18 protein-coding genes are annotated in these 20,965 nt (G+C 74.0%); 17 read left to right on the forward strand and 1 reads right to left on the reverse strand.

The window, feature by feature from the left end:
* The first annotated feature begins 15 nt into the window (after positions 1–15).
* From alaS to carA, 16 genes are all read left to right on the forward strand, one after another.
* Positions 16–2,625 (forward strand): alanine--tRNA ligase, encoded by a 2,610-nt coding sequence (gene alaS, locus LH044_RS01260; protein WP_227757983.1) that lies wholly within the window; start codon positions 16–18, stop codon positions 2,623–2,625.
* A gap of 4 nt (positions 2,626–2,629) precedes the next feature.
* The gene (gene ruvX, locus LH044_RS01265) at positions 2,630–3,061 is read left to right on the forward strand and encodes a Holliday junction resolvase RuvX (RefSeq protein WP_227757984.1); all 432 of its coding nucleotides are present in this window, start codon (positions 2,630–2,632) and stop codon (positions 3,059–3,061) included.
* A complete protein-coding gene (gene mltG, locus LH044_RS01270) occupies positions 3,058–4,611 on the forward strand; it encodes an endolytic transglycosylase MltG (RefSeq protein WP_227757985.1) in 1,554 nt (517 codons plus the stop codon). The genes ruvX and mltG overlap by 4 nt, the downstream gene beginning before the upstream one ends.
* 2 nt (positions 4,612–4,613) lie before the next feature.
* Positions 4,614–5,474 (forward strand): shikimate dehydrogenase, encoded by an 861-nt coding sequence (locus tag LH044_RS01275; protein WP_227757986.1) that lies wholly within the window; start codon positions 4,614–4,616, stop codon positions 5,472–5,474.
* Positions 5,475–5,594: 120 nt separating this feature from the next.
* A complete protein-coding gene (locus LH044_RS01280) occupies positions 5,595–6,983 on the forward strand; it encodes a DUF4388 domain-containing protein (RefSeq protein ID WP_227757987.1) in 1,389 nt (462 codons plus the stop codon).
* 101 nt (positions 6,984–7,084) lie between these two features.
* On the forward strand, positions 7,085–8,164 hold the full coding sequence (locus LH044_RS01285; RefSeq protein WP_227757988.1) for a hypothetical protein: 1,080 nt from the start codon (positions 7,085–7,087) through the stop codon (positions 8,162–8,164).
* Positions 8,165–8,169: 5 nt separating this feature from the next.
* Complete coding sequence (locus LH044_RS01290; protein WP_227757989.1) at positions 8,170–8,724, forward strand: shikimate kinase; 555 nt, start codon at positions 8,170–8,172, stop codon at positions 8,722–8,724.
* Positions 8,711–9,796 (forward strand): 3-dehydroquinate synthase family protein, encoded by a 1,086-nt coding sequence (locus tag LH044_RS01295; RefSeq protein ID WP_227757990.1) that lies wholly within the window; start codon positions 8,711–8,713, stop codon positions 9,794–9,796. Before LH044_RS01290 ends, LH044_RS01295 begins: the two co-directional genes overlap by 14 nt.
* 25 nt (positions 9,797–9,821) lie before the next feature.
* Positions 9,822–10,265, forward strand: coding sequence for a type II 3-dehydroquinate dehydratase (locus tag LH044_RS01300; RefSeq protein WP_227757991.1), 444 nt, complete (start codon positions 9,822–9,824; stop codon positions 10,263–10,265).
* Positions 10,266–10,365: 100 nt separating this feature from the next.
* Positions 10,366–11,508, forward strand: coding sequence for a M24 family metallopeptidase (locus tag LH044_RS01305; protein ID WP_227757992.1), 1,143 nt, complete (start codon positions 10,366–10,368; stop codon positions 11,506–11,508).
* Positions 11,509–11,557: 49 nt separating this feature from the next.
* Positions 11,558–12,121: an elongation factor P gene (gene efp / locus LH044_RS01310; RefSeq protein WP_227757993.1), complete on the forward strand. Its 564-nt coding sequence runs from the start codon at positions 11,558–11,560 to the stop codon at positions 12,119–12,121.
* Positions 12,118–12,630 (forward strand): transcription antitermination factor NusB, encoded by a 513-nt coding sequence (nusB, locus tag LH044_RS01315; protein ID WP_227757994.1) that lies wholly within the window; start codon positions 12,118–12,120, stop codon positions 12,628–12,630. The genes efp and nusB overlap by 4 nt, the downstream gene beginning before the upstream one ends.
* Before the next feature lie 180 nt (positions 12,631–12,810).
* Positions 12,811–13,329, forward strand: coding sequence for a bifunctional pyr operon transcriptional regulator/uracil phosphoribosyltransferase PyrR (pyrR, locus tag LH044_RS01320; protein WP_374210575.1), 519 nt, complete (start codon positions 12,811–12,813; stop codon positions 13,327–13,329).
* Between the two features lie 85 nt (positions 13,330–13,414).
* On the forward strand, positions 13,415–14,437 hold the full coding sequence (locus LH044_RS01325; protein WP_227757996.1) for an aspartate carbamoyltransferase catalytic subunit: 1,023 nt from the start codon (positions 13,415–13,417) through the stop codon (positions 14,435–14,437).
* A 5-nt stretch (positions 14,438–14,442) separates the two neighbouring features.
* A complete protein-coding gene (locus LH044_RS01330; RefSeq protein ID WP_374210576.1) occupies positions 14,443–15,795 on the forward strand; it encodes a dihydroorotase in 1,353 nt (450 codons plus the stop codon).
* 19 nt (positions 15,796–15,814) lie between these two features.
* Positions 15,815–16,924: a glutamine-hydrolyzing carbamoyl-phosphate synthase small subunit gene (gene carA / locus LH044_RS01335; RefSeq protein WP_227757998.1), complete on the forward strand. Its 1,110-nt coding sequence runs from the start codon at positions 15,815–15,817 to the stop codon at positions 16,922–16,924.
* 31 nt (positions 16,925–16,955) lie between these two features.
* Here carA and LH044_RS01340 read toward each other — a convergent pair whose 3' ends face one another.
* A complete protein-coding gene (locus LH044_RS01340) occupies positions 16,956–17,462 on the reverse strand; it encodes a DUF2505 domain-containing protein (protein WP_227757999.1) in 507 nt (168 codons plus the stop codon).
* Between the two features lie 122 nt (positions 17,463–17,584).
* Between LH044_RS01340 and carB the strand changes: the two genes are divergently transcribed.
* On the forward strand, positions 17,585–20,965 hold the full coding sequence (gene carB, locus LH044_RS01345; protein WP_227758000.1) for a carbamoyl-phosphate synthase large subunit: 3,381 nt from the start codon (positions 17,585–17,587) through the stop codon (positions 20,963–20,965).

Below are 20,965 nucleotides of genomic sequence, written 5' to 3' on the forward strand. Positions count from 1 at the left end.
TACGATGACCGGACCATGAGCCAGCAGCCCGCGCGCCCCCGCACCGCCGACGAGCTCCGTCGGGCCTGGGACGACTTCTTCGCGGCCCGCGGGCACACGATCGTCCCGTCGAGCGGGCTGATCCCCACGCACCCGTCGGCGCCCATGTTCACCAACTCGGGGATGATGCCGTTCGTCCCGTACTTCCTCGGCGAGGAGCCGGTGCCGTACTCGCCGCGGCGGGCGGCGTCGGTGCAGAAGTGCGTGCGCGCCGGTGGCAAGCACAACGACCTCGACGAGATCGGCCGCTCGCCGCGGCACCTCTCGTTCTTCGAGATGCTCGGCAACTTCAGCTTCGGCGACTACTTCAAGCCGGACGCCATCCGCTGGGCGTGGGAGTTCGTCACCGAGGCGCTCGGCATCGACGGCGACCGCATCTGGGTGACCTGCCACGTCTCCGACGACGAGGCCGAGCAGATCTGGGTCGACGACGTCGGCTTCCCGATCGAGCGGATCCAGCGGCTCGACAAGGACAACTTCTGGGAGATGGGCGAGACCGGCCCGTGCGGTCCGAGCTCGGAGCTCTTCTTCGACTACGGCCCGGAGCTCGGTCCCGCCGGCGGACCGGCCAACCCCGACGCCGAGCACCGCTACGTCGAGATCTGGAACCTCGTCTTCCAGCAGTACTTCCGCAGCGAGGACGGCCGGCTGTCGGACCTGCCGACCAAGAACATCGACACCGGCGCCGGCTTGGAGCGCATCCTGGCGGTCCTGGCCGACAGCCCGTCGCTCTACGACGCGGACGTCCTGTCGGGCCTCGTCGACGAGGCCCAGTCGGTCACCGCCCGGCGCCTCGGCGACGGCGAGCTGTCCGACATCGCGCTGCGCCTCCTCGCCGACCACACCCGTACGGCCACCTTCCTGGTCGCCGACGGCGTGGTCCCGTCGAACGAGGACCGCGGCTACGTGCTCCGGCGCATCATCCGCCGGGCCGTGCGCTTCGCCTACATGCTCGACGTCGAGCGGGCGGTCATGCCGCCGTTGGTCGAGCGCTGCATCCAGATCATGGGCGGCGCGTATCCCGAGCTCGTCGAGGGCCACGACCGGGTCGTCGACATGATCTCCCGCGAGGAGGAGGGCTTCCGGCGCACGCTGGCGCGCGGCTCGGTCCTGCTCGACTCGGCGTTGGACGCCGTCCCGCAGGGCGGGCACCTCCCGGGCCAGGTCGCGTTCGAGCTCCACGACACGTACGGCTTCCCGCTCGAGGTGACCAGCGAGATGGCCGACCTGCGCGGCGTCACGGTCGACCTCGAGGGGTTCGACTCCGAGATGGCCGCCCAGCGCGAGCGGTCCCGTGCCGCCGGCAAGCGGACGGGCGTCGCCGCGGGGGAGTCCGCCGACGCCGAACGGGCCCTGCTCGCCGAGCACGGCCCCACGGTCTTCACCGGTCGCGAGGAGGAGACCACCTCCGCCACGGTGCTCGCCGTGATCGGCGACGGCCTGTTCCTCGATCGGACGCCGTTCTACGCAGAGTCCGGTGGCCAGGTGGGCGACACCGGGACGATCACCACGCCGACCGGCACGGCCCGGGTCGTCGACACCACCTACGCCCTGCCCGGGCTGCACCGCCACACCTTCGAGCTGGTCGAGGGCACGATCGAGCCGGGCCAGGAGGCGACCGCGTCGATCGACGCCGAGCGGCGCGCCGCGATCCGCCGCAACCACACCGGGACGCACGTCCTCCACTGGGCGCTGCGCGAGGTGCTCGGCGAGCACGTGAAGCAGCAGGGCTCCTGGGTCGGTCCCGACCGGCTCCGCTTCGACTTCGCCCACCACGGCGCGCTGTCCCAGGACGAGATCCGCCGCATCGAGGACCTCGCCAACCACGAGATCCTCGACAACGCGTCGGTCCGCCACTACGAGACGACGATGGAGGAGGCGCGCCGGCTCGGGGCGATCATGTTCTTCGGCGACAAGTACGGCGAGGTCGTCCGCGTGCTCGAGGCCGGCCGCCACTCCACCGAGCTGTGCGGGGGGACCCACGTCGGCGCGCTCGGCGACATCGGGCCGCTCAAGGTCGTGTCCGAGACGTCGATCGGCTCGAACATCCGCCGCATCGAGGCCGTGACCGGCACCGGGCCGATCGAGCGGCTCCGGCTGGAGGAGGACCGCCTCCGGTCCGCGGCGGACCTGCTCGGCGTGCCGACCGAGGACCTGCAGGGCGGGATCGAGAAGCGCCTCGCCGAGCTGCGCTCGGCCCGGGAGGAGCTCAAGGCGCTCCGCAAGCAGCTCGCGGGGAGCCAGGCCGACGAGCTGGTCGACGCCGCGGTCGACGGCGTCGTGGTGGCCCGCATCGACGCCGACAGCCGTGACGAGGTGCGTGACCTCGCGGTCGCGCTCCGGGACCGGCCGGGCATCCGTGCCGTGGTGCTCGGCGCGTCGCCCGGCGGCAAGGGCGTCGCGCTCGTGTCCGCCGTGGCACCCGACAGCGGGCTGAACGCGGCGGAGCTGATCGCCGACGCGGCGAGGACCGTCGGTGGCGGCGGGGGGAAGGGCGCGGACCTCGCGGCCGCCGGGGGCAAGCACCCGGAGCACCTCGACGAGGCCCTGGAGCAGGTTCGGGCGGCGGCCGGCGTCGCCGGCTGAGCCCGTGCGAGCCCTCGGCCTGGACCTCGGCTCCAAGCGCATCGGCGTCGCCCTGTCGGACTCCGACGGCACGCTCGCGCTCCCGTACGAGGTCGTGCAGCGGACCGGCGACCGCGAGCGCGACCACCGGCGCATCGCCGAGCTCGTCGCCGAGACCGAGGCCGAGGTCGTCGTCGTCGGCGTGCCGTACTCGCTCGACGGGAGCACCGGTCCCATGGCCACGAGGTACCGGGCCGAGGCCCGCCGGCTCCGTGCCACCCTGGGTGTCCCGGTCGAGACCTACGATGAGCGGCTGACGACGGTCACCGCGGAACGGGCCCTCAGGGAGACCGACCTCTCGGGACGGGCACGGCGCAAGGTCGTGGACCAGGTGGCCGCAGCAGTGATGTTGCAGAGCTGGCTCGACCACCGGGCCCGAGGTGAGGACCCCGCTTGACTGATCCCCAGGACCCGCGACGCCCCCAGGAGCCGTCCCAGCCTGAGGAGGTCCGGCCCGTCCGCCGTGCCCGGCGCAGCGGCGGTGACCCGGCGGCGCAGGGCCCGCCCCGCCAGGGCGCACCCCGGGAGGGCCAGCCGCGCCAGGGCCAGCCGCGCCAGGGCGCTCCTCAGGAGGGCCGGTCCCGCCAGGGCCGGCCGCGCCAGGATCAGCCGCGCCAGGATCAGCCGCGCCGGCAGGCCCGTCCCGACGACGGGCGCCCGGCGCCCTCGGGTGGGGGCGACCCGCGCCAGCAACCCCGCCAGCAGGCCCGTCGGCCGCAGGACCAGCGCCCGGCGCCCCAGGGCGACGGCGGGGCGCGCCCCGCGCCGTCCGATGCCGGCGCCCGCGCCGCAGCCGCCGGCACCGCCCGGCGTGGCGGCGAGGAGCGGTCGCGCCGGGGCCGGCGCGGCGCGCCGCCGGGTCGCGGCGGCGCCGACGACGAGTACGTGAAGCTCCCGCCCAGTACCCGGAGCGGACCCCGGCTCCTCGCCGTGTTCGGCCTCGGGTTCGCCGTGCTCGGCGTGGTCGTCATCTCGGCGGTGTTCTGGGCGACCCGCCAGATCAGCCCCTCGGGCGGCCAGGGCGAGGTCGTGGCCGAGGTCGTCGTGCCGTCGGGCTCCAGCACCGACGCCATCGCCAACCTCCTCGAGGAGGCCGACGTCATCACGAACGCCCGGATGTTCCGCTGGTACACCAGCTGGAAGTCCGAGGGCCCGTGGAAGGCCGGCCGCTACGTCGAGTTCCGGGAGAACTCGAGCTTCGACGAGGCGATCAAGGTCCTCGACAAGGGACCCGTCCCGATCGACGCCGTCACCGTGCGCATCCCCGAGGGCCGGCGGCTCGTCGACGCGCTGGCCGACATCAGCGAGGTGTTCCCGAACCTCACCCCGCAGCAGCTGCAGGCGACGCTCGACTCCGGCGCGGTGACGTCGAAGTACAAGCCGCCCGAGGTCACGAACTGGGAGGGGTTCCTCTTCCCCGACACGTACGAGTTCCTCGACGACGCGTCGGCGCAGGAGATCCTGCAGACGATGGCCACCAAGATGGACGAGGTGCTCGACGATCTCGGCTACGACAAGGCCCAGGCGCTCCAGGGCCGGACCCCGTACGAGCTGGTGACGATCGCCTCGCTCGTCGAGCGCGAGACCGGCCAGCCACCCGACGAGCGCGGCAAGATCGCCCGGGTGGTGATGAACCGCCTCGACGCCGGCGAGCCGCTCGGCATCGACGCCGCCAACCTCTACGGCCTCGGGCGGACCTCGGGAGAGCTGACGAAGTCGGACCTCGACTCCGACTCGCCCTACAACGTCCGCAAGTTCAAGGGCCTCCCGCCCACGCCGATCTGCCTGCCCGGCCGCGCCTCGCTGCAGGCCGCCATCGAGGCCCCCGAGGGCAGCTGGCGGTACTACGTGCTCACGTCGAACGACCCGCCGACCCACCTGTTCACCGACTCCTACCGGGAGTTCCAGCAGGCCAAGGCCGACGCGCAGGCCCGGGGGGTCTTCTGACCGTGGCGCCGGGGGCGGGGCCCTCGGGCAGCACGCTGGTCGCCGGGGTGATCGGCGACCCGGTCGCGCACTCGCTGTCGCCCCGGATCCACAACGCCGCGTTCCGGGCGCTCGGCCTCGACTGGGTGTTCGTCGCCCTGCCCGTCGCCCGCGGCCAGGCGGCGGCGGCCGTCGACGGCGCCCGTGCGCTCGGCCTGCGCGGGCTGTCGGTGACGATGCCGCACAAGGAGGCGGTGATCGCCTCGCTCGACGGCCTCACGTCGGCCGCAGCGGAGCTCGGCGCGGTCAACTGCATCCTCCGCGCCCCGCACGACGACGCGCTGCTGCTCGGCGACAACACCGACGGCCAGGGCTACCTGCGGGGCCTCAAGGCCGACCTGGGCGTCGAGCCGGCGGGTCGGCGCTTCGTGGTGGTCGGCGCCGGCGGCGCCGGCCGGGCGGTCGTGCAGGCGCTGGCCGCCGCCGGCGCGGCGGCGGTGACCGTCGTCAACCGGGATCCCGGCCGCGGCGAGGTGGCGGCCGCGCTGGCAGGAGCGGTCGGCGCGCTGGTGCCGGCCGCCGACGCCGGGGCGGTGGCGGCGGCCGTCGGGGCGGCCGACGTGCTCGTGAACGCCACGCCGGTCGGCATGGGCGACGACGGCGACCTCCCGGTGCCGGAGGGGTTCCTGCGACCCGATCTGGTCGTCTCGGAGCTCGTGTACCACCCCGCGACCACCCCGCTGGTGGCGGCGGCGCGCCGCCGCGGCGCCCCCACCGCGAACGGCCTGTCGATGCTCGTGCACCAGGCCGCCGTCGCGTTCGAGCACTGGACGGGGGCTGCTGCGCCGGTCGAGGCGATGGCGGCCGCGGCCGCCGCCGGCTGAGCGTGGCTCGACGAACGGGCCGAGCGGCCCAGCCGCCTGGGTCGCCGGGCCCAGGAAAAGGTGAACCTGTGACCGGGAAGTGCCGATGAGAGCCGACAGGAACCTTCGAGGAGGAATGACGTGGCTCTCCAGGGAACGATCGACGCCTTCCCGGTCGTGGACGTGCTGCAGCTGCTGGCCGGTGCCCACAAGACCGGTCGGCTGATCGTCGAGGGCGACCGCAGCACCGCACAGCTGTTCGTGGTCGACGGGACCGTGACGGCCGGCGGCGTCCAGGGCCTGGACCTCACCGACGTCGCCGACGTCGTGGTCGAGCTGCTGCGGTACCAGGAGGGCTCGTTCCTCTTCGAGCCGGGTTCCACCGCTCCCGAGCCGGGCGATCCGCAGGACCTCGGCGACGTCGTCGAGGCCGCGCACGAGCGCCTGCAGGCCTGGTCGGCGGTCGAGGCCGTCGTCCCGTCGCTCGCGCACCGGCTCGCGCTCGTCCCGGAGCTGGGCGAGGACGGCATCGAGCTGTCGCCCACCGACTGGCCGGTCGTCGTCGCGGCGGGGGCGCAGGACCGGGTCGGCGACCTGGTGACGGCGCTCGGCCTGTCCGACCTCGCCGGCTGCGCGCTGATCGCGGACCTGGTCGAGCGCGGCGTCGTGCTGGTCGAGGCGCCCCGGGCGGAGCTGGTCCCACTCGAGGCCCCGCCGGTCGCGGTCGAGGAGGTCGTCGAGGACCACGAGGTGCTCGACGCCGAGCTCGTGGACGTCGAGGAGGAGCCCGGGGCCGGCTTCGAGCTGGTCGACGTGGCCGATGACGACGACGCGGCCGAGACCGCCTACGAGGTGGTCCTGCTCGACGACGACGTGGACGACGGGTCGTTCCCCGAGCACTTCCCGATCGACGACCTGCTCGGCGCGGGCGAGGACGAGGACCCGTGGGTCCAGCTCGAGACCGCCGGGCGCGAGGAGCGACTCGCCGCCGCGCAGTTCTCCGACGACCCCGACGGCGCCGGTCTCGGCAGCTTCGCGGACGGCTTCTCGTCGGGCGCCTTCAGCTCGGAGGGCTTCTCCAGCGGCGACACCGGCTCGGTCGACGCCGGTGCCGGCCACGAGGTCGTCGCCGGAGCCGCCGATCCCGGCCCCGGCCCGGCCGTCGACGGCGATCACGACGCCGCGGCGTCCTGGGACGACCAGGAGGTGGGCGGCTTCAACGACCTCGGCGCCTTCACCGACCCGGTCGAGCCGGCCGGGGCCAACGGGGCCACCGGCACGGGCGCGCTCGCGGCGACGTTCGTGGGCGACGGCGCCTTCACCGACGCCCCGGCCCGCACGCCCCTGGCCGTGCAGGAGCCGGTCGTCGCCGACCGGGCGGCCGACACCGCGGCCGACGAGGTGCTCCGCCAGATGTCCAAGCTGAGCCCGAAGGCCGCAGAGGCCATCGCCGCCGCCCTCGGCTCCGCCGCCGACGACGGCGACGCCGGGCCCGACGGCGACCAGGACGGCGGTGGGGCCGGCCGCTGAGCAGCCGGTCCGGAGCGGCCGCGACGGCCGCAGGGGTTCCGTGTGCGAGACGATGGCCGCCGGTACGGTAGGCGGGCCGATCGGCGCGGAGGTCTGAGGGCGTGAGCGGAACGACATCGGGAGACGGGACGCCTCCGTCGCACGACGAACCGGACGCGGTCGGGCGGGGTTGGATCGAGCGGTCGGGTGCCGGCCGCGAGCAGGCGCTGTTCATGCTCGCCGGCACCTCGCTCGGCGTCGGCGACCTCCTCGGCGGCTCGCTCCCCGAGTGGTACGACCTCCGCGAGACCACGAACCTGGACGCCCTCGGCGATCCGGTGGCGGGCATGCAGTCGATCGAGATGGAGGTGGGCGACGGCCGCACGCTGCGCGCCGGGTGGCCCCTCGCGTTCTGCGACCACGTGGTCGAGGCCCTGCAGGGCACCCTCCCCGGTGCCCGACCGCCCGCGACCGCGGCCCCACCCGCACCGGCGGCCCCGCCCTTCCCGGCGGCGCCGCCCGCGCCGGCACCCTCTGCGCCGGCGCCCACGGCCCCGCCCGCGCCGGCACCTGCGGCCCCGCCCGCGCCGGCACCCTCGGCGCCCGGGGCACCGGGAGCGCCCACCGCACCGGCTGCGCCCACGGCACCGGCTGCGCCACCCGCCCCGACGCCGCCGCCCACCGAGCCGGCCCCCGCCGCGGCGGCGCCGCCGCCGATGCCGTTCGCCGCTGCGAACCGGGCGGCGCCCGACCTGCCGGGGCCCGCGGTCGCCCCGCCTGCCGCCCCCGAGGCGCCGGCCACCGGCGAGGGCGAGGGCGCGCCGTCGGCTCCGATCGGCGAGCTCGGACCGGGCACCGCCGCGCTCGTCCTCGAGGACGTGACCTACCTCGGCGGCTACCCGGGCCAGAACAAGAAGCGCAAGAAGTGCACGGCCACGCTGACGCGGCAGGCCGTCGAGGTCGCAGGGCCGAACGGGCTCGCGTTCCGGGTCCCGTGGGACGTGGTCCGCACGATCGAGGCGCAGAACGCCGACGAGGCGCGCTTCCGCATGAACACGAAGGTCCACCGCGACGCCACGGCGCTCGTGCTCGAGTGCGACCAGGACGTGACCGTGCTGCTCGAGGCCCGCGACTGTCCGACGATCCCGCTCCGGGGCGCGATCGCGCAGCTCGTCGGGGGCATGCCCGTCGTCGTGGTCTGAGCGACGTGACCGGTCGTCCCGGCCCGCGCCGCCACCTCGCGCTGATCGGCCTCTCGGGCACCGGCAAGAGCACGATCGCCCCGCTGCTGGCGCGCCAGCTCGGCCGGACCGCCGCCGACGTCGACCGGCTCGTCGAGGCCCGGTGCGGCGGCGCCACGGTGGCCGAGGTCTTCGCCGACCGCGGCGAGCCCGGCTTCCGGGCCGTCGAGTCCGAGGTCCTCGCGGAGGTCCTCGCCGGCCCGGACGCCGTCGTGGCGACCGGCGGCGGCGTCGTCCTCGACCCGGCGAACCGCGACCTCCTCGCCCGGACCGCCACGGTCGTCTGGTTGCGCGCCGACGTCGACGCCCTCGTCGACCGGCTGGCGCGCACCGCCGAGGAGCGACCGCTCCTCGCCGGCGACCCGGGAACGACCTTGCGGCGGCTGGCCGCGGAGCGGGAACCTCTCTACGACGAGGTCGCCGACCTCGTCGTCGACGCCACCGGACTCCGCCCGCAGCAGGTGGTCGACCAGATCGAGCGGGACCTCCGGGCCGGAGGGACGGAGGATGATCCGCGATGACGGGGCGGGAGCCGACGTGACAGGGCCGATCGAGCGAGACGGGCCGATCGAGCGGGACGGAGGGCTCCTGCGCGTCACCGTGCCGCTGGCCGACGGCCGCGACTACCCCGTGGTGGTCGGCGACGGCGCGATCGCGGAGCTCCCGTCGTTCGTGCCCGAGGGGGCCCGCCGGGTGGCGATCGTGACCCAGCCGGGCATCCCGGTCGAGGTCGATCCCGGCCGTGAGCACCGCGCCTTCCACATCGGCGAGGGCGAGGCGGCCAAGGACCTGTCCACGATCGGGACCCTCTGCTCGGAGTTCGCCCGGTGGGGCCTCACGCGGGCCGACTGCGTGGTGGGCGTCGGCGGCGGTCTCACGACCGACGTGGCCGGGTTCGCCGCCGCCGTCTACCACCGCGGCATCCCCGTGGTGCACGTGGCCACGACGCTGCTGGGCCAGATCGATGCCGCCATCGGGGGCAAGACCGGGGTGAACCTGCCCGAGGGCAAGAACCTCGTCGGGGCGTACTGGCAGCCCAGGGCGGTCATCTGCGACACCGCCACGCTGCGGTCGCTGCCGCCGCGGGAGTGGCGCTGCGGGCTGGGCGAGCTGGCCAAGTACCACTGGCTCGGCGGCGGCCGCCTCGACGAGCTCCCGCTGCCCGAGCGCGTCGCGGTGTGCGTGCGGATCAAGGCCGACGTCGTCGCCTCGGACGAGCGTGAGGGCGGCCGGCGGGCGCTGCTCAACTACGGCCACACCCTGGCGCACGCCCTCGAGACCGTGGGCGACCACGACCTGCGCCACGGCGAGGCCGTCGCCATCGGTCTGGTGTTCGCGGCAGAGCTGGCCCGGGAGCTCGGGCGGATCGACGACGACGCCGTCGCCGAGCACCGGCGCGTGGTGGCGGGCTACGACCTGCCCCTCGACGTGCCGGCCGACCTCTCGACCGACGACCTCGTGTCGGTGATGGGTCGCGACAAGAAGGTGCTGGGCGACGGGCTGACGTTCGTGCTCGACGGCCCTGCCGGTGTCGAGGTGGTCCCGGGCATCGACCCGGAGCTCGTCCGAACGGTCCTGGAGCGGGTGCGGTGAGCGCCCGGTGCGCGGAGGGCGCCCGATGACGTCGATCCTGCTCCTGTCGGGGCCGAACCTGAACCTGCTGGGGGAGCGCGAGCCCGACGTCTACGGCTCGGCGACGCTCGACGACCACGTGGCGGTCGCCACCGAACGGGCGGCCGGCGCCGGGTACGACCTCGAGCACCTCCAGTCGAACGCGGAGTCGGTGCTCGTCGACGCCGTCCACGCGGCCCGGGGCCGGCACGCCGCGATCATCGTCAACGCCGGGGCGATCACGCACTACGGGTGGGGCCTGCACGACGCGCTGGCGTCCTTCGAAGGGCCGGTCGTCGAGCTGCACATCTCGAACCCGCTCGCCCGCGAGCCGTGGCGCCACACCTCGGTGGTGTCGCCCGTCGCCGACGTCGTGATCCAGGGCGCCAAGGGCCTGGGCTACCGGCTCGCGGTCGACGCCGCGGTCGGCCTGCTCGATCCCGAGGCCTGACCCCGCCCTGCCGCTCCATCCCGTTCTGTTCCCGGATCCTGGGGTGTTCGCCCCAGGATCCGGGAACAGAACGGGTGGGGGAGGGTCGTAGGCTGTCGCGATGACAGTGACCGAGTCGCCCGAGCTGGCGCCGCCGCCCGACCAGCTGCCGCCCATGGACGTGGCCGCCCGACTGCCCCGGCTGCGCGAGCTGCTCGACGGCGCCGGCTGCGACGCCGTCGTCGTGTCGGAGCTCACCAACGTCCGCTACCTGACCGGCTTCACCGGTTCGGCCGCGCTCCTGCTCGTGACGCCCGACCGCACGGTGTTCGTGACCGACGGCCGCTACCGCGACCGCAGCGCCGAGGAGCTCGGCGCGGTCGGCGTCGAGGCCGACATCCGCATCATCGGGGCCGCCCCCGACGCCGCGGTCGCGTCGGCGGCCGTCGACGGCGGCTTCGCCCGGCTGGGGCTCGAGGCCGACCACGTCACCTGGGCCCAGCAGCGCCGGTGGGCCGGCGAGCTGTTCGCCTCGGGCGAGCTCGTGCCGACCAGCGGCCTCGTCGAGGCGCTCCGCCTGGTGAAGGACGACGGCGAGGTCGCCCGCATCCGCGCCGCCTGCGCCGTCGCGGACGCCGCGCTCGACAGGGTGCGGCACCGCCTCGCCGAGCGGCCCACCGAGGCCGACTTCGCCGCCGAGCTCGACGCCACCATGCGGGGGCTCGGGGCGGCCGACGTGAGCTTCGAGACGATCGTCGCCTCGGGGCCGAACGGCGCCAAGCCGCACCACACGCCGTCGGACCGGACGATCGTCGAGGGCGACCTGGTCGTCATCGACTTCGGGGCGCTGGTCGACGGCTACCACTCCGACATGACCCGCACCGTCGCGGTCGGCGACGTGGGCGAGGAGCGGACGCGGATGCTCGACGTCGTGCTTGCGTCCCAGGACGCCGGCGTCCGCGCCGTGGCGGCCGGCGTCGAGGCCGCGGAGGTCGACCGGGCCTGTCGCGACGTCATCGACGAGGCCGGGTGGGGCGACGCGTTCCTGCACTCGACCGGCCACGGGGTGGGGCTCCACATCCACGAGGAGCCCAGGGTCTCGGTCCGGTCCGCTGCTACCTTGGACGCCGGCCAGGTGGTGACCGTGGAGCCCGGGGTGTACCTCACCGGGCTCGGCGGCGTCCGCATCGAGGACACGGTGCTCGTCGCGGAGGGCGGTTGCGATCGCCTCACGCTGGCCCCCAAGGATCCGATCCTCGCCTGAGCGCGGCCGCCCCCGGAGCCGCGCCGGGCCGAACAGACAGGCCGACGCCATGCCCCAGATCGCCACCGCGGACTTCAAGAACGGGATGACCCTGGACCTCGACGACGGGCTGTTCTCGCTCGTCGAGTTCCAGCACGTGAAGCCCGGCAAGGGCGGCGCGTTCGTGCGGACCACGCTCAAGAACGTCCGCAACGGCGCCGTGGTCGAGCGCACGTTCCGCGCCGGGGAGCGCATGGAGCGGGCGATCATCGACAAGCGCGAGATGCAGCTGCTGTACCGCGACGGCGACGACTACGTCTTCATGGACAACTCGACCTACGACCAGCTCAACGTCCCCTCCGCGACGCTCGGCGACGTGTCCCGGTTCCTGGTCGACTCCTCGACGGCGCTGCTGATGATGTACGGCGACGAGATCGTCGGCGTCGAGGTCCCCGCGTCGGTCGAGCTGAACGTGGCCGAGACCGAGCCGGGGGTCCAGGGCGACCGCGTGTCGGGCGCCAAGAAGCCGGCCACGCTGGAGACCGGCCTGGTCGTCCAGGTGCCGCTGTTCATCGAACCGGGCGAGCGGATCAAGGTCGACACCCGCACCGGCGACTTCATCTCCCGGGCGTGAGCGACGACCGGGGCGGTGCCGCCGGCCCGCTGCCCGAGGAGCTGGCCCGCCAGCTCGACGACGACGCCGAGGTCGTCGACGAGATCGTCCTCCCCCCGGCCGTGCCGCAGGTCGCCGGCGGCCGCAGCGAGGCCCGCGAGCGCGCGGTCCACCTCCTCTACGAGAGCCGCATGAAGGCCCGTCCCGGCGGCGAGACCGTCGCCGACCAGGTGGCCGCGCCCGACGCGTACGCCGTCGACCTCGTCCGCGGCGTCGAGCAGCACCGCACCGAGATCGACGAGGTGATCGGCCGCCTCGCCCGGGGCTGGACGATCGAGCGCATGCCGTCGCTCGACCTCGAGGTGCTGCGGGTGGCGTGCTTCGAGCTGGCCCACCGGCCCGACGTGCCCACCGGCGTCGTCCTGTCCGAGGCCGTCGACCTGGCGACCCGGTACGGGACCGACGACTCGTCGCGGTTCGTCAACGGCCTGCTCGCCGCCGCGGCGAGGGAGCTCCGCCCCGAGGGCTGACGGGCGCACCGACCGCCGGCACCGGGGACGAGGCCGCCGCGGCGCGTGCTACGGTGCGGGCCTGACCGTGAAGGGGGTCCCGTGAGGCCCCTACGGACAGGAAGGACCCTGCCGGTGGCAGAACGCGAGCGACGCCTGACGCGCCCCTACGGGGGCGTTTTCGTTGCCCGGACCCGGGTCATGGACGCCGAGGACATCCACCGGGCGATCCGCCGGATGGCCCACGAGATCCTCGAGCGGAACCACGGGCTCGACGAGCTCGTCGTCATCGGCCTCCAGACCGGGGGCGTGGACCTGGCCCAGGCGCTGTCGGTCGCCCTGGGCGAGATCGAGGAGCTCGGCGAGGACGACCCGCCGGTCCCGGTCGGCACGCTGGACGTCGCGCTGCATCGCGACGACATCGGCATCCGGCCGGTCCTGCCCGAGGAGGTCACCGAGATCCCGGTCGACCTGGACGGCCGCACGGTGGTCCTCGTCGACGACGTGCTGTTCACCGGCCGCACGATCCGGGCCGCGCTCGAGGCCATGAACACCTACGGCCGGCCCCGGGCGGTCCAGCTGGCGGTGATGATCGACCGCGGCCACCGCGAGCTGCCGATCCGGCCCGACTACGTCGGCAAGAACCTGCCCACCCGCCGCGACGAGCTGGTCGACGTGACCATGGTCGGCGTCGAGCTCGGCGAGATTCAGAAGCCATGAGCGCCAGCGAGTGGCTGCGGACGTGCGAGCGCAGCGAGCCGGGCGCCTCGGGGTCCGGGGGCGCAGCCCCCGAGGTGGTGAAGCCATGAGCCTCGACGGTCACCTGCTGTCGATCGGCGACCTGAGCCGGGCCGACATCGAGGAGGTCCTCGACGTCACCGACTCGATGGTCGAGGTCAGCCGCCGCGCCATCCCGAAGGTGCCGGCGCTGCGGGGCCGCACCGTCGTGTCGCTCTTCTACGAGGACTCGACGCGGACGCGCCTGAGCTTCGACACGGCGGCCAAGCGCCTGTCGGCCGACACGATGAGCTTCGCCGTGTCGTCCTCGTCGGTGAACAAGGGCGAGTCCGTCCGCGACACGATCGAGACGATCGAGGCGATGGGCATCGACGCCGTGGTCGTGCGCCACCGCTCCTCGGGCGTGCCGGCGCAGATCGCCTCGTGGACCGATGCGGTCGTCGTCAACGCCGGCGACGGCTGGCACCAGCACCCGACGCAGGCGCTGCTCGACAGCTACACGATCCGCAGCCACCGCGGCTCGCTCGACGGCATGCACATCGGCATCGTCGGCGACATCAAGCACTCCCGGGTGGCCCGCTCCGACATCGAGGCCTTCACCCGGCTCGGCGCCGAGGTGACGCTCGTGGCGCCGCCCACGCTGCTGCCGCCGTCGACCGCGCCGTGGGACGTGCGGGTCTCCCACGACCTCGACGCCGTCGTCGGCGACCTCGACGTCTGCTACCTGCTGCGGATGCAGCGGGAGCGGATGAACGAGGCGCTCGTGCCGACGCTGCGGGAGTACACGGCGTGCTTCGGGCTCACCTCGGCCCGGGCCGACCGGCTCCGGGACGGTGCGCTGATCATGCACCCGGGTCCGATGAACCGGGGCGTGGAGATCGCGTCGGAGGTCGCCGACCGGCCCGGCGCGGTCATCACCGAGCAGGTGGCGAACGGCGTCGCCGTGCGGATGTCGGTGCTGTTCCTGCTGCTCGGCCCGGGCCGCGCCGCCCTGCCCCCGCTGGCCGAGGCCGCCGTCGACGTCACCTCGTCCGACGCGGTCACGGTCGCCGAGCCCTCGACCCCCTCGACCTCCGGAGCCCCCCAGTGACCGACATCCGCCCCGGCGCCGACCTCGTCATCAAGGGCGGTCGGGTCCTCGACGCCTCCGGCGAGCGCACCGCCGACGTGGTCGTCTCCGAGGGCCGGATCGCCGCCGTCGGCGACGGCCTGAGCGCCGAGGTCGAGCTCGACGCGTCGGGCTGCCTCGTCACGCCGGGCCTCGTCGACCTCCACACGCACCTGCGCGAGCCGGGCAAGGAGGAGGCCGAGACGATCGGGTCCGGATCCCGGGCCGCGGCGCTCGGCGGCTACACCGCGGTGCTGGCCATGCCGAACACGACGCCCGCGATGGACTGCGCCGCCGTCGTGCGGGAGGTGCTCGAGCTGGGCCGCAGCAGCGTCTGCGACGTGCACGCCTCCGGCGCGATCACGGTCGACCGGGCGGGGGAGCAGCTCGCGCCCATGGCCGAGATGGCGGCCCTCGGCGTGCGGATCTTCACCGATGACGGCACCGGGGTGCAGGACGACCGGCTCATGCGCCGGGCGCTCGAGTACGCCTCCGGGCTCGGCGTCACGCTCGCGCAGCACTGCGAGGTCACCGCGCTGAGCGAGGGCACGTGCATGAACGAGGGGGAGTGGTCGGCCCGGCTCGGCCTGCCGGGGCAGCCCGCCGAGGCCGAGGAGCTGATGGTCATGCGCGACATCGCGCTGGCCCGCCTCACCGGCGCACGGGTCCACTTCCTCCACCTCTCGACCGCCGGCTCCGTCGCGATGGTCGCGGCGGCGAAGGCCGCAGGCCTGCCGGTGACGGCCGAGGCCGCGCCGCACCACTTCACCCTGACCGACGCCTGCTGCGCCGGCTACGACGCCACGTTCAAGGTCCACCCGCCGCTGCGGTCCGCCGGCGACGTCGACGCGGTGGCGGCGGGGCTCGCCGACGGCACGATCGACGCGATCGCCACGGACCACGCACCGCACCCGGCCGAGGAGAAGGAGCGTCCGTTCGACCAGGCGCCGCCCGGGATGCTGGGCCTCGAGTACGCGCTGGCGCTCGCACTCACCCGACTGGTCGACGGCCAGGCGGCCGGCCCCGGCGACGACGGCGGCGTGCCGGGCGCCGCCGGACCGTACGACGGGCCGCGGCTGACCGACGCCGACGTCATCGCCCGGCTGTCGTGGCAGCCCGCGGCGATCGCGGGCATGGCCGACCACGGCGGGCCGATCGAGGCCGGGAGCGCCGCCAACCTGTGCGTGGTCGACACCTCGCACCGGTGGACGATCGACGGCTCGGGCGGTGCGTCGAGGAGCCGGAACGTCCCGTACGCGGGGCTCTCGGTGCGCGGCAAGGTGCGCCACACGATCTGCAGAGGAGACGCGGTGGTCCTCGACGGGGAGCTGCAGCGATGAACGACGGAGGAGCACGGCCATGAGCGGCGGCATCGAGGAAGCGGCGATCGTCCTCGCGGACGGCACCATGTTCGAGGGCGAGGCCATCGGCGCCCGGCCCGCGGGCGGCGTGACGGCGGGGGAGTTCGTCTTCAACACCGTCCTGTCGGGCTACCAGGAGGTGATCTCGGACCCGTCCTACGCGGGGCAGATCATCACGTTCACGTACCCGCACATCGGCAACTACGGCGTGAACGCGCACGACGACGAGTCGCTGCGCCCGCGCTGCTCCGGCGTCGTCGTCCGCGACCTGGCCCGCCGGCACAGCAACCACCGCGCCGAGGGCGACCTGGACGGCTACCTCCGCAGCTACGGCGTGCCGGGGATCGCCGGCGTCGACACCCGGCGCCTGACCCGCCACCTGCGCGACCACGGCGCCCTGCCCGGCGTGTTCGGCCACGCCGACGAGGCCACGCTGCGCGCCGCGGCGACCGAGGCGCTCGGCACCGACGGGATCGACCTCGTCGCGACGGTGACGGGCGACGGCGTCACGACCTACGAGGCGGTCGGCGACGACGCCCGGCGCGCCGGGCGTCGCGTCGTGGCGATCGACATGGGCATCAAGACCACGATCGTCCGCAACCTCGCCCGCATCGCCGCCGTCGACGTGGTCCCGGCCGGGACCTCCGCCGAGGCGATCCTCGAGCGCGCCCCCGACGGCGTGTTCCTCTCGAACGGCCCCGGCGACCCCGGCGCGGTCGAGACGGTGCCCGACACCGTCCGCGAGCTGCTCGGCAAGGTGCCGATCTTCGGCATCTGCATGGGCCACCAGATGCTCGGCACCGCACTCGGCGGGACGACCACGAAGCTGCCGTTCGGCCACCACGGCGGGAACCACCCGGTCCGCGACCTGGCCACCGGCCGCGTCGAGATCACCAGCCAGAACCACAACTACGTGGTCGACGTCGACTCGCTCGACCGCATCGAGGTCACGCACGTCAACCTCAACGACGGGACGCTCGAGGGCTTCCGCTGCCTCGACGTGCCCGCCTTCGGGATCCAGTACCACCCCGAGGCCGGCCCCGGTCCCCACGACAGCCACTACCTGTTCGAGCGGTTCGCCGACCTCATGGACGAGCACCGCCCATGACGGCCCCTGCCCTCCCGGCCGGGCAGCCCGGTCAGTCCGGCAGCCCCAGGTACCGGGCCACGGCGTCGGCCTCCTCGTCGAGGTTGGTCCCGATGTCGCCCACCACCGCCTTCTCCACCTGGGCGCCGACGAGCGGGATGCGGACCTTGAACTCGCCGCGCAGCTCGCGGACGGTGTCGTCGCCGTCGTCCTTGACCACGATGCCGGCCGTCGCCCGGATGAGGCTCGCCGCCTGCACCGGCAGGAACCGCACCTCGGCGGTGCGGGCCGTCAGGTCCCACGACGTCTCCTGCACCCAGGCGACGTCGTTCGGGTCGATGAAGCGGGCCGCCTGCGCCGGCAGGTCCGTGTCGACCTTGTACCGCAGCCGCACGAGCGCGGTGCCCGCGGCGTCGTCGCGCACCAGGTCCAGCACCTCGGGCGGCGCCATCTTCGAGAAGCTGCTCGCGTCGAGGCCGTTCCAGAACGCCTCGTCGAGGTACGTCGACATGATGTCGTCGACCGGTGCGGTCCATCGCTGCTCGAAGCCGAACTTCACCGCACCAGCGTCGCACACCGCGCCCGCCGGCTCGGCCACCCCGGCCGTCGGAGCCCCGACGTCGACCACCCCACCCCCCGAGACGATGCCGTCCCCCCACGAGACCCAGCGAGGACCCCGCCATGCCCCGTCGTGACGACCTGGAGTCGATCCTGATCATCGGGTCCGGCCCGATCGTGATCGGCCAGGCCTGCGAGTTCGACTACTCCGGCACCCAGGCGTGCCGAGTCCTCCGCGAGGAGGGCTACCGGGTGATCCTGGCCAACTCGAACCCGGCCACGATCATGACGGACCCCGACTTCGCCGACGCCACCTACGTGGAGCCGCTCGTCGCCGAGGTGCTCGAGCGGATCCTCGACCGCGAGCAGCCCGATGCCGTCCTCCCGACCCTGGGGGGCCAGACCGCGCTCAACCTGGCGATGGAGCTGTCGGAGTCGGGTGCCCTCGAGCGCCGAGGCATCGAGCTCATCGGCGCCAAGGCCGAGGCGATCGCCACCGCCGAGGACCGCGACCGGTTCAAGACCGCGATGCTCGAGATCGGCCTCGACGTGCCGGCCTCCGGCATCGCCCACGACATGGACGAGGCCCGATCGGTGGTCGGCGAGCTCGGCCTGCCCGTCGTCATCCGCCCCGCGTACATCCTCGGCGGCAAGGGGACCGGCATCGCCGCCACGGCCGAGGAGTTCGAGCGCCTGGCGTCGCTCGGGCTCGAGGCCAGCCCGATCTCCGAGATCCTCATCGAGCGCTCCATCGCGGGGTGGAAGGAGTTCGAGCTCGAGGTCATGCGCGACCGGGCCGACAACTGCGTGGTCATCTGCTCGATCGAGAACTTCGACCCGATGGGCGTCCACACCGGCGACTCGATCACGGTGGCCCCCGCCCAGACGCTGACCGACGTCGAGTACCAGCAGATGCGCGACGCCGCGTTCGCCTGCATCCGGCGCGTCGGCGTCGAGACCGGCGGCTCGAACGTCCAGTTCGCCGTCGACCCGAACACCGGTGACCAGGTCGTCATCGAGATGAACCCCCGCGTCAGCCGGTCCTCGGCGCTCGCGTCGAAGGCCACCGGGTTCCCGATCGCCAAGATCGCGGCCAAGCTCGCCGTCGGCTACACGCTCGACGAGATCCCGAACGACATCACCCGCAAGACGCCGGCGAGCTTCGAGCCGACGATCGACTACGTGGTGACCAAGGTGCCCCGGTGGGCGTTCGAGAAGCTGCCCGGCGCCGAGGCCCGCCTCGGGACGCAGATGCAGTCCGTGGGTGAGGTCATGGCCCTGGGCCGCACGTTCCCGGAGTCGCTGCAGAAGGCCATGCGGTCGCTCGAGCAGGGCCGCAGCGGGCTGAACCAGGACCCGGGGGAGAAGGAGTTCGACGACGTCACCACGGCCGAGCTGCTGACCCGCGTCGCCGTCGGCTCGCCCGAGCGGATCCTCGGCGTCGAGTCCCTGCTGCGCCGGGGCGTGAGCGTCGAGGACGTCGCCGACGCCACCCGCATCGACCCCTGGTTCCTCGACCAGATCCTGTCGATCATCGAGGAGCGCCAGCACCTCGAGGCGAAGGGCACCGGGTCCGAGGCGCTCGCCGCGATGACCCGCCGGGACTGGCGCCGCGCCAAGCGCCTCGGCTTCGGCGACGCCCAGCTCGCCTACCTGTGGGACCTCGACGAGACCACGGTCCGGACCGCACGGCTCGACGCCGGCGTCGAGATCACCTACAAGACCGTCGACACCTGCGGCGCCGAGTTCGAGGCGACCACGCCGTACCACTACGGCACCTACGAGGACGACAGCGAGGTCGCGCCGTCGGACCGGGAGAAGGTCATCATCCTCGGCTCCGGGCCCAACCGGATCGGCCAGGGCATCGAGTTCGACTACTGCTGCGTCCACGCCTGCTTCGCGCTGGCCGACGCCGGCTACGAGACCGTGATGGTCAACTGCAACCCCGAGACGGTCTCGACCGACTACGACACGTCGGACCGCCTCTACTTCGAGCCGCTCAGCGCGGAGGGCGTGCTCAACGTGATCGACGCCGAGCGCCGCTCCGCCGAGCAGGGCGGCGGGTCGCTCAAGGGCGTGATCGTCAGCCTCGGCGGCCAGACCCCGCTCAAGCTGGCCAACGTCCTGCCGCCGGAGCTCGTGCTCGGCACCGCACCGGCCAGCATCGACGCCGCCGAGGACCGCGACCTGTGGGGCTCGCTGTGCGCCCGGCTCGAGATCCCGCAGCCGGCCGGCGGGACCGCCACGACGCTGGACGGCGCGCGGGAGATCGTGGAGCGCATCGGCTACCCGGCGCTGGTCCGGCCGAGCTACGTGCTCGGTGGTCGGGCGATGGAGATCGTCTACGACGACGAGGACCTCGAGCGGGCGTGGGGCGCGATCGCCGGGTCGGGCTCGCTCGGCCGTGAGGGCGGGCTGTCCGCCGAGCGCCCGGTGCTGATCGACCGCTTCCTCGAGGACGCCACCGAGGTCGACGTCGACGCCATCCGCGACCACACCGGCGAGGTCATCATCGGCGGGATCATGGAGCACGTCGAGGAGGCCGGGGTGCACTCGGGCGACTCGGCCTGCGTCATCCCGCCGATCGGGCTCTCGGACGCCACGATCGCGGTGCTGGAGGAGTCGGTGCGGGCGATCGCCGAGGCGCTCGACGTCCGGGGCCTCATCAACGTGCAGTTCGCGGTGAAGCGATCGAGCGCGGATCCGGGCAGCGGCCAGGTCTTCGTGATCGAGGCGAACCCCCGGGCGTCGCGGACCGTGCCGTTCGTCGCCAAGGCGACCGGCGTGCCGCTCGTCAAGGTGGCCGCCCGGGTCATGTGCGGCGCCACGCTGGCCGAGCTGCGCGAGGAGGGCCTGCTCGTCCCCAAGGTCGACGGCGACCACGTCGCGGTCAAGGAGGCGGTGCTGCCGTTCAACCGCTTCCCCGACGTCGACGCGGTGCTCGGCCCCGAGATGCGCTCGACCGGCGAGGTGATGGGCATCGACAGCAGCGCCGGCATGGCGTTCGCCAAGGCCCAGCTGGCGGCGGGGGACCGGATGCCGACGAGCGGCACCGTGTTCTTCTCGCTCGCCGACCGGGACAAGCCGGTCGGCCTGCGCGCCGCGCAGCGCTTCCAGGAGCTCGGGTTCGACATCGTCGCGACGAGCGGCACCGCCGCGCTGCTGCGCGACGGCGGCGTGGAGGTCGAGCGGGTGGTGGCCAAGCTCCAGCAGCCCGACGGCTCGGCCGCCGTGGACGGCGGCGACGGTGCGGTCGACGGCGTCGAGCTGATCGCGGGCGGCCAGATCGACCTCGTTGTCAACAGCCCGAGGGGTCGTGGTCCCCGCGCCGACGGCGCCCACCTCCGCCGTGCCGCGGCCGAGGCGCGCGTCCCGCTGCTGACGACCGCGGCCGCCGCGCTGGCGGCGGCCAACGGGATCGCCGAGTGGATCAGCCGCGACCTCACGGTCCGGAGCCTGCAGAGCTACCACGGTCGCGACGCGGCGACGCCCGGGGTCGGCTGA

The sequence above is a fragment of the Dermatobacter hominis genome (assembly GCF_020715685.1).
Classification (GTDB): Bacteria; Actinomycetota; Acidimicrobiia; order Acidimicrobiales; family Microtrichaceae; genus Dermatobacter; species Dermatobacter hominis.

Coding starts and splice junctions, on each gene's coding strand:
- alaS (WP_227757983.1), top strand. CDS start 16: ATGAGCCAGCAGCCCGCGCGCCCCCGCACCGCCGACGAGCTCCGTCGG.
- LH044_RS01295 (WP_227757990.1), top strand. CDS start 8,711: ATGATCCGCGATGACGGGGCGGGAGCCGACGTGACAGGGCCGATCGAG.
- LH044_RS01300 (WP_227757991.1), top strand. CDS start 9,822: ATGACGTCGATCCTGCTCCTGTCGGGGCCGAACCTGAACCTGCTGGGG.
- LH044_RS01305 (WP_227757992.1), top strand. CDS start 10,366: ATGACAGTGACCGAGTCGCCCGAGCTGGCGCCGCCGCCCGACCAGCTG.
- efp (WP_227757993.1), top strand. CDS start 11,558: ATGCCCCAGATCGCCACCGCGGACTTCAAGAACGGGATGACCCTGGAC.
- pyrR (WP_374210575.1), top strand. CDS start 12,811: ATGGACGCCGAGGACATCCACCGGGCGATCCGCCGGATGGCCCACGAG.
- LH044_RS01325 (WP_227757996.1), top strand. CDS start 13,415: ATGAGCCTCGACGGTCACCTGCTGTCGATCGGCGACCTGAGCCGGGCC.
- carA (WP_227757998.1), top strand. CDS start 15,815: ATGAGCGGCGGCATCGAGGAAGCGGCGATCGTCCTCGCGGACGGCACC.
- carB (WP_227758000.1), top strand. CDS start 17,585: ATGCCCCGTCGTGACGACCTGGAGTCGATCCTGATCATCGGGTCCGGC.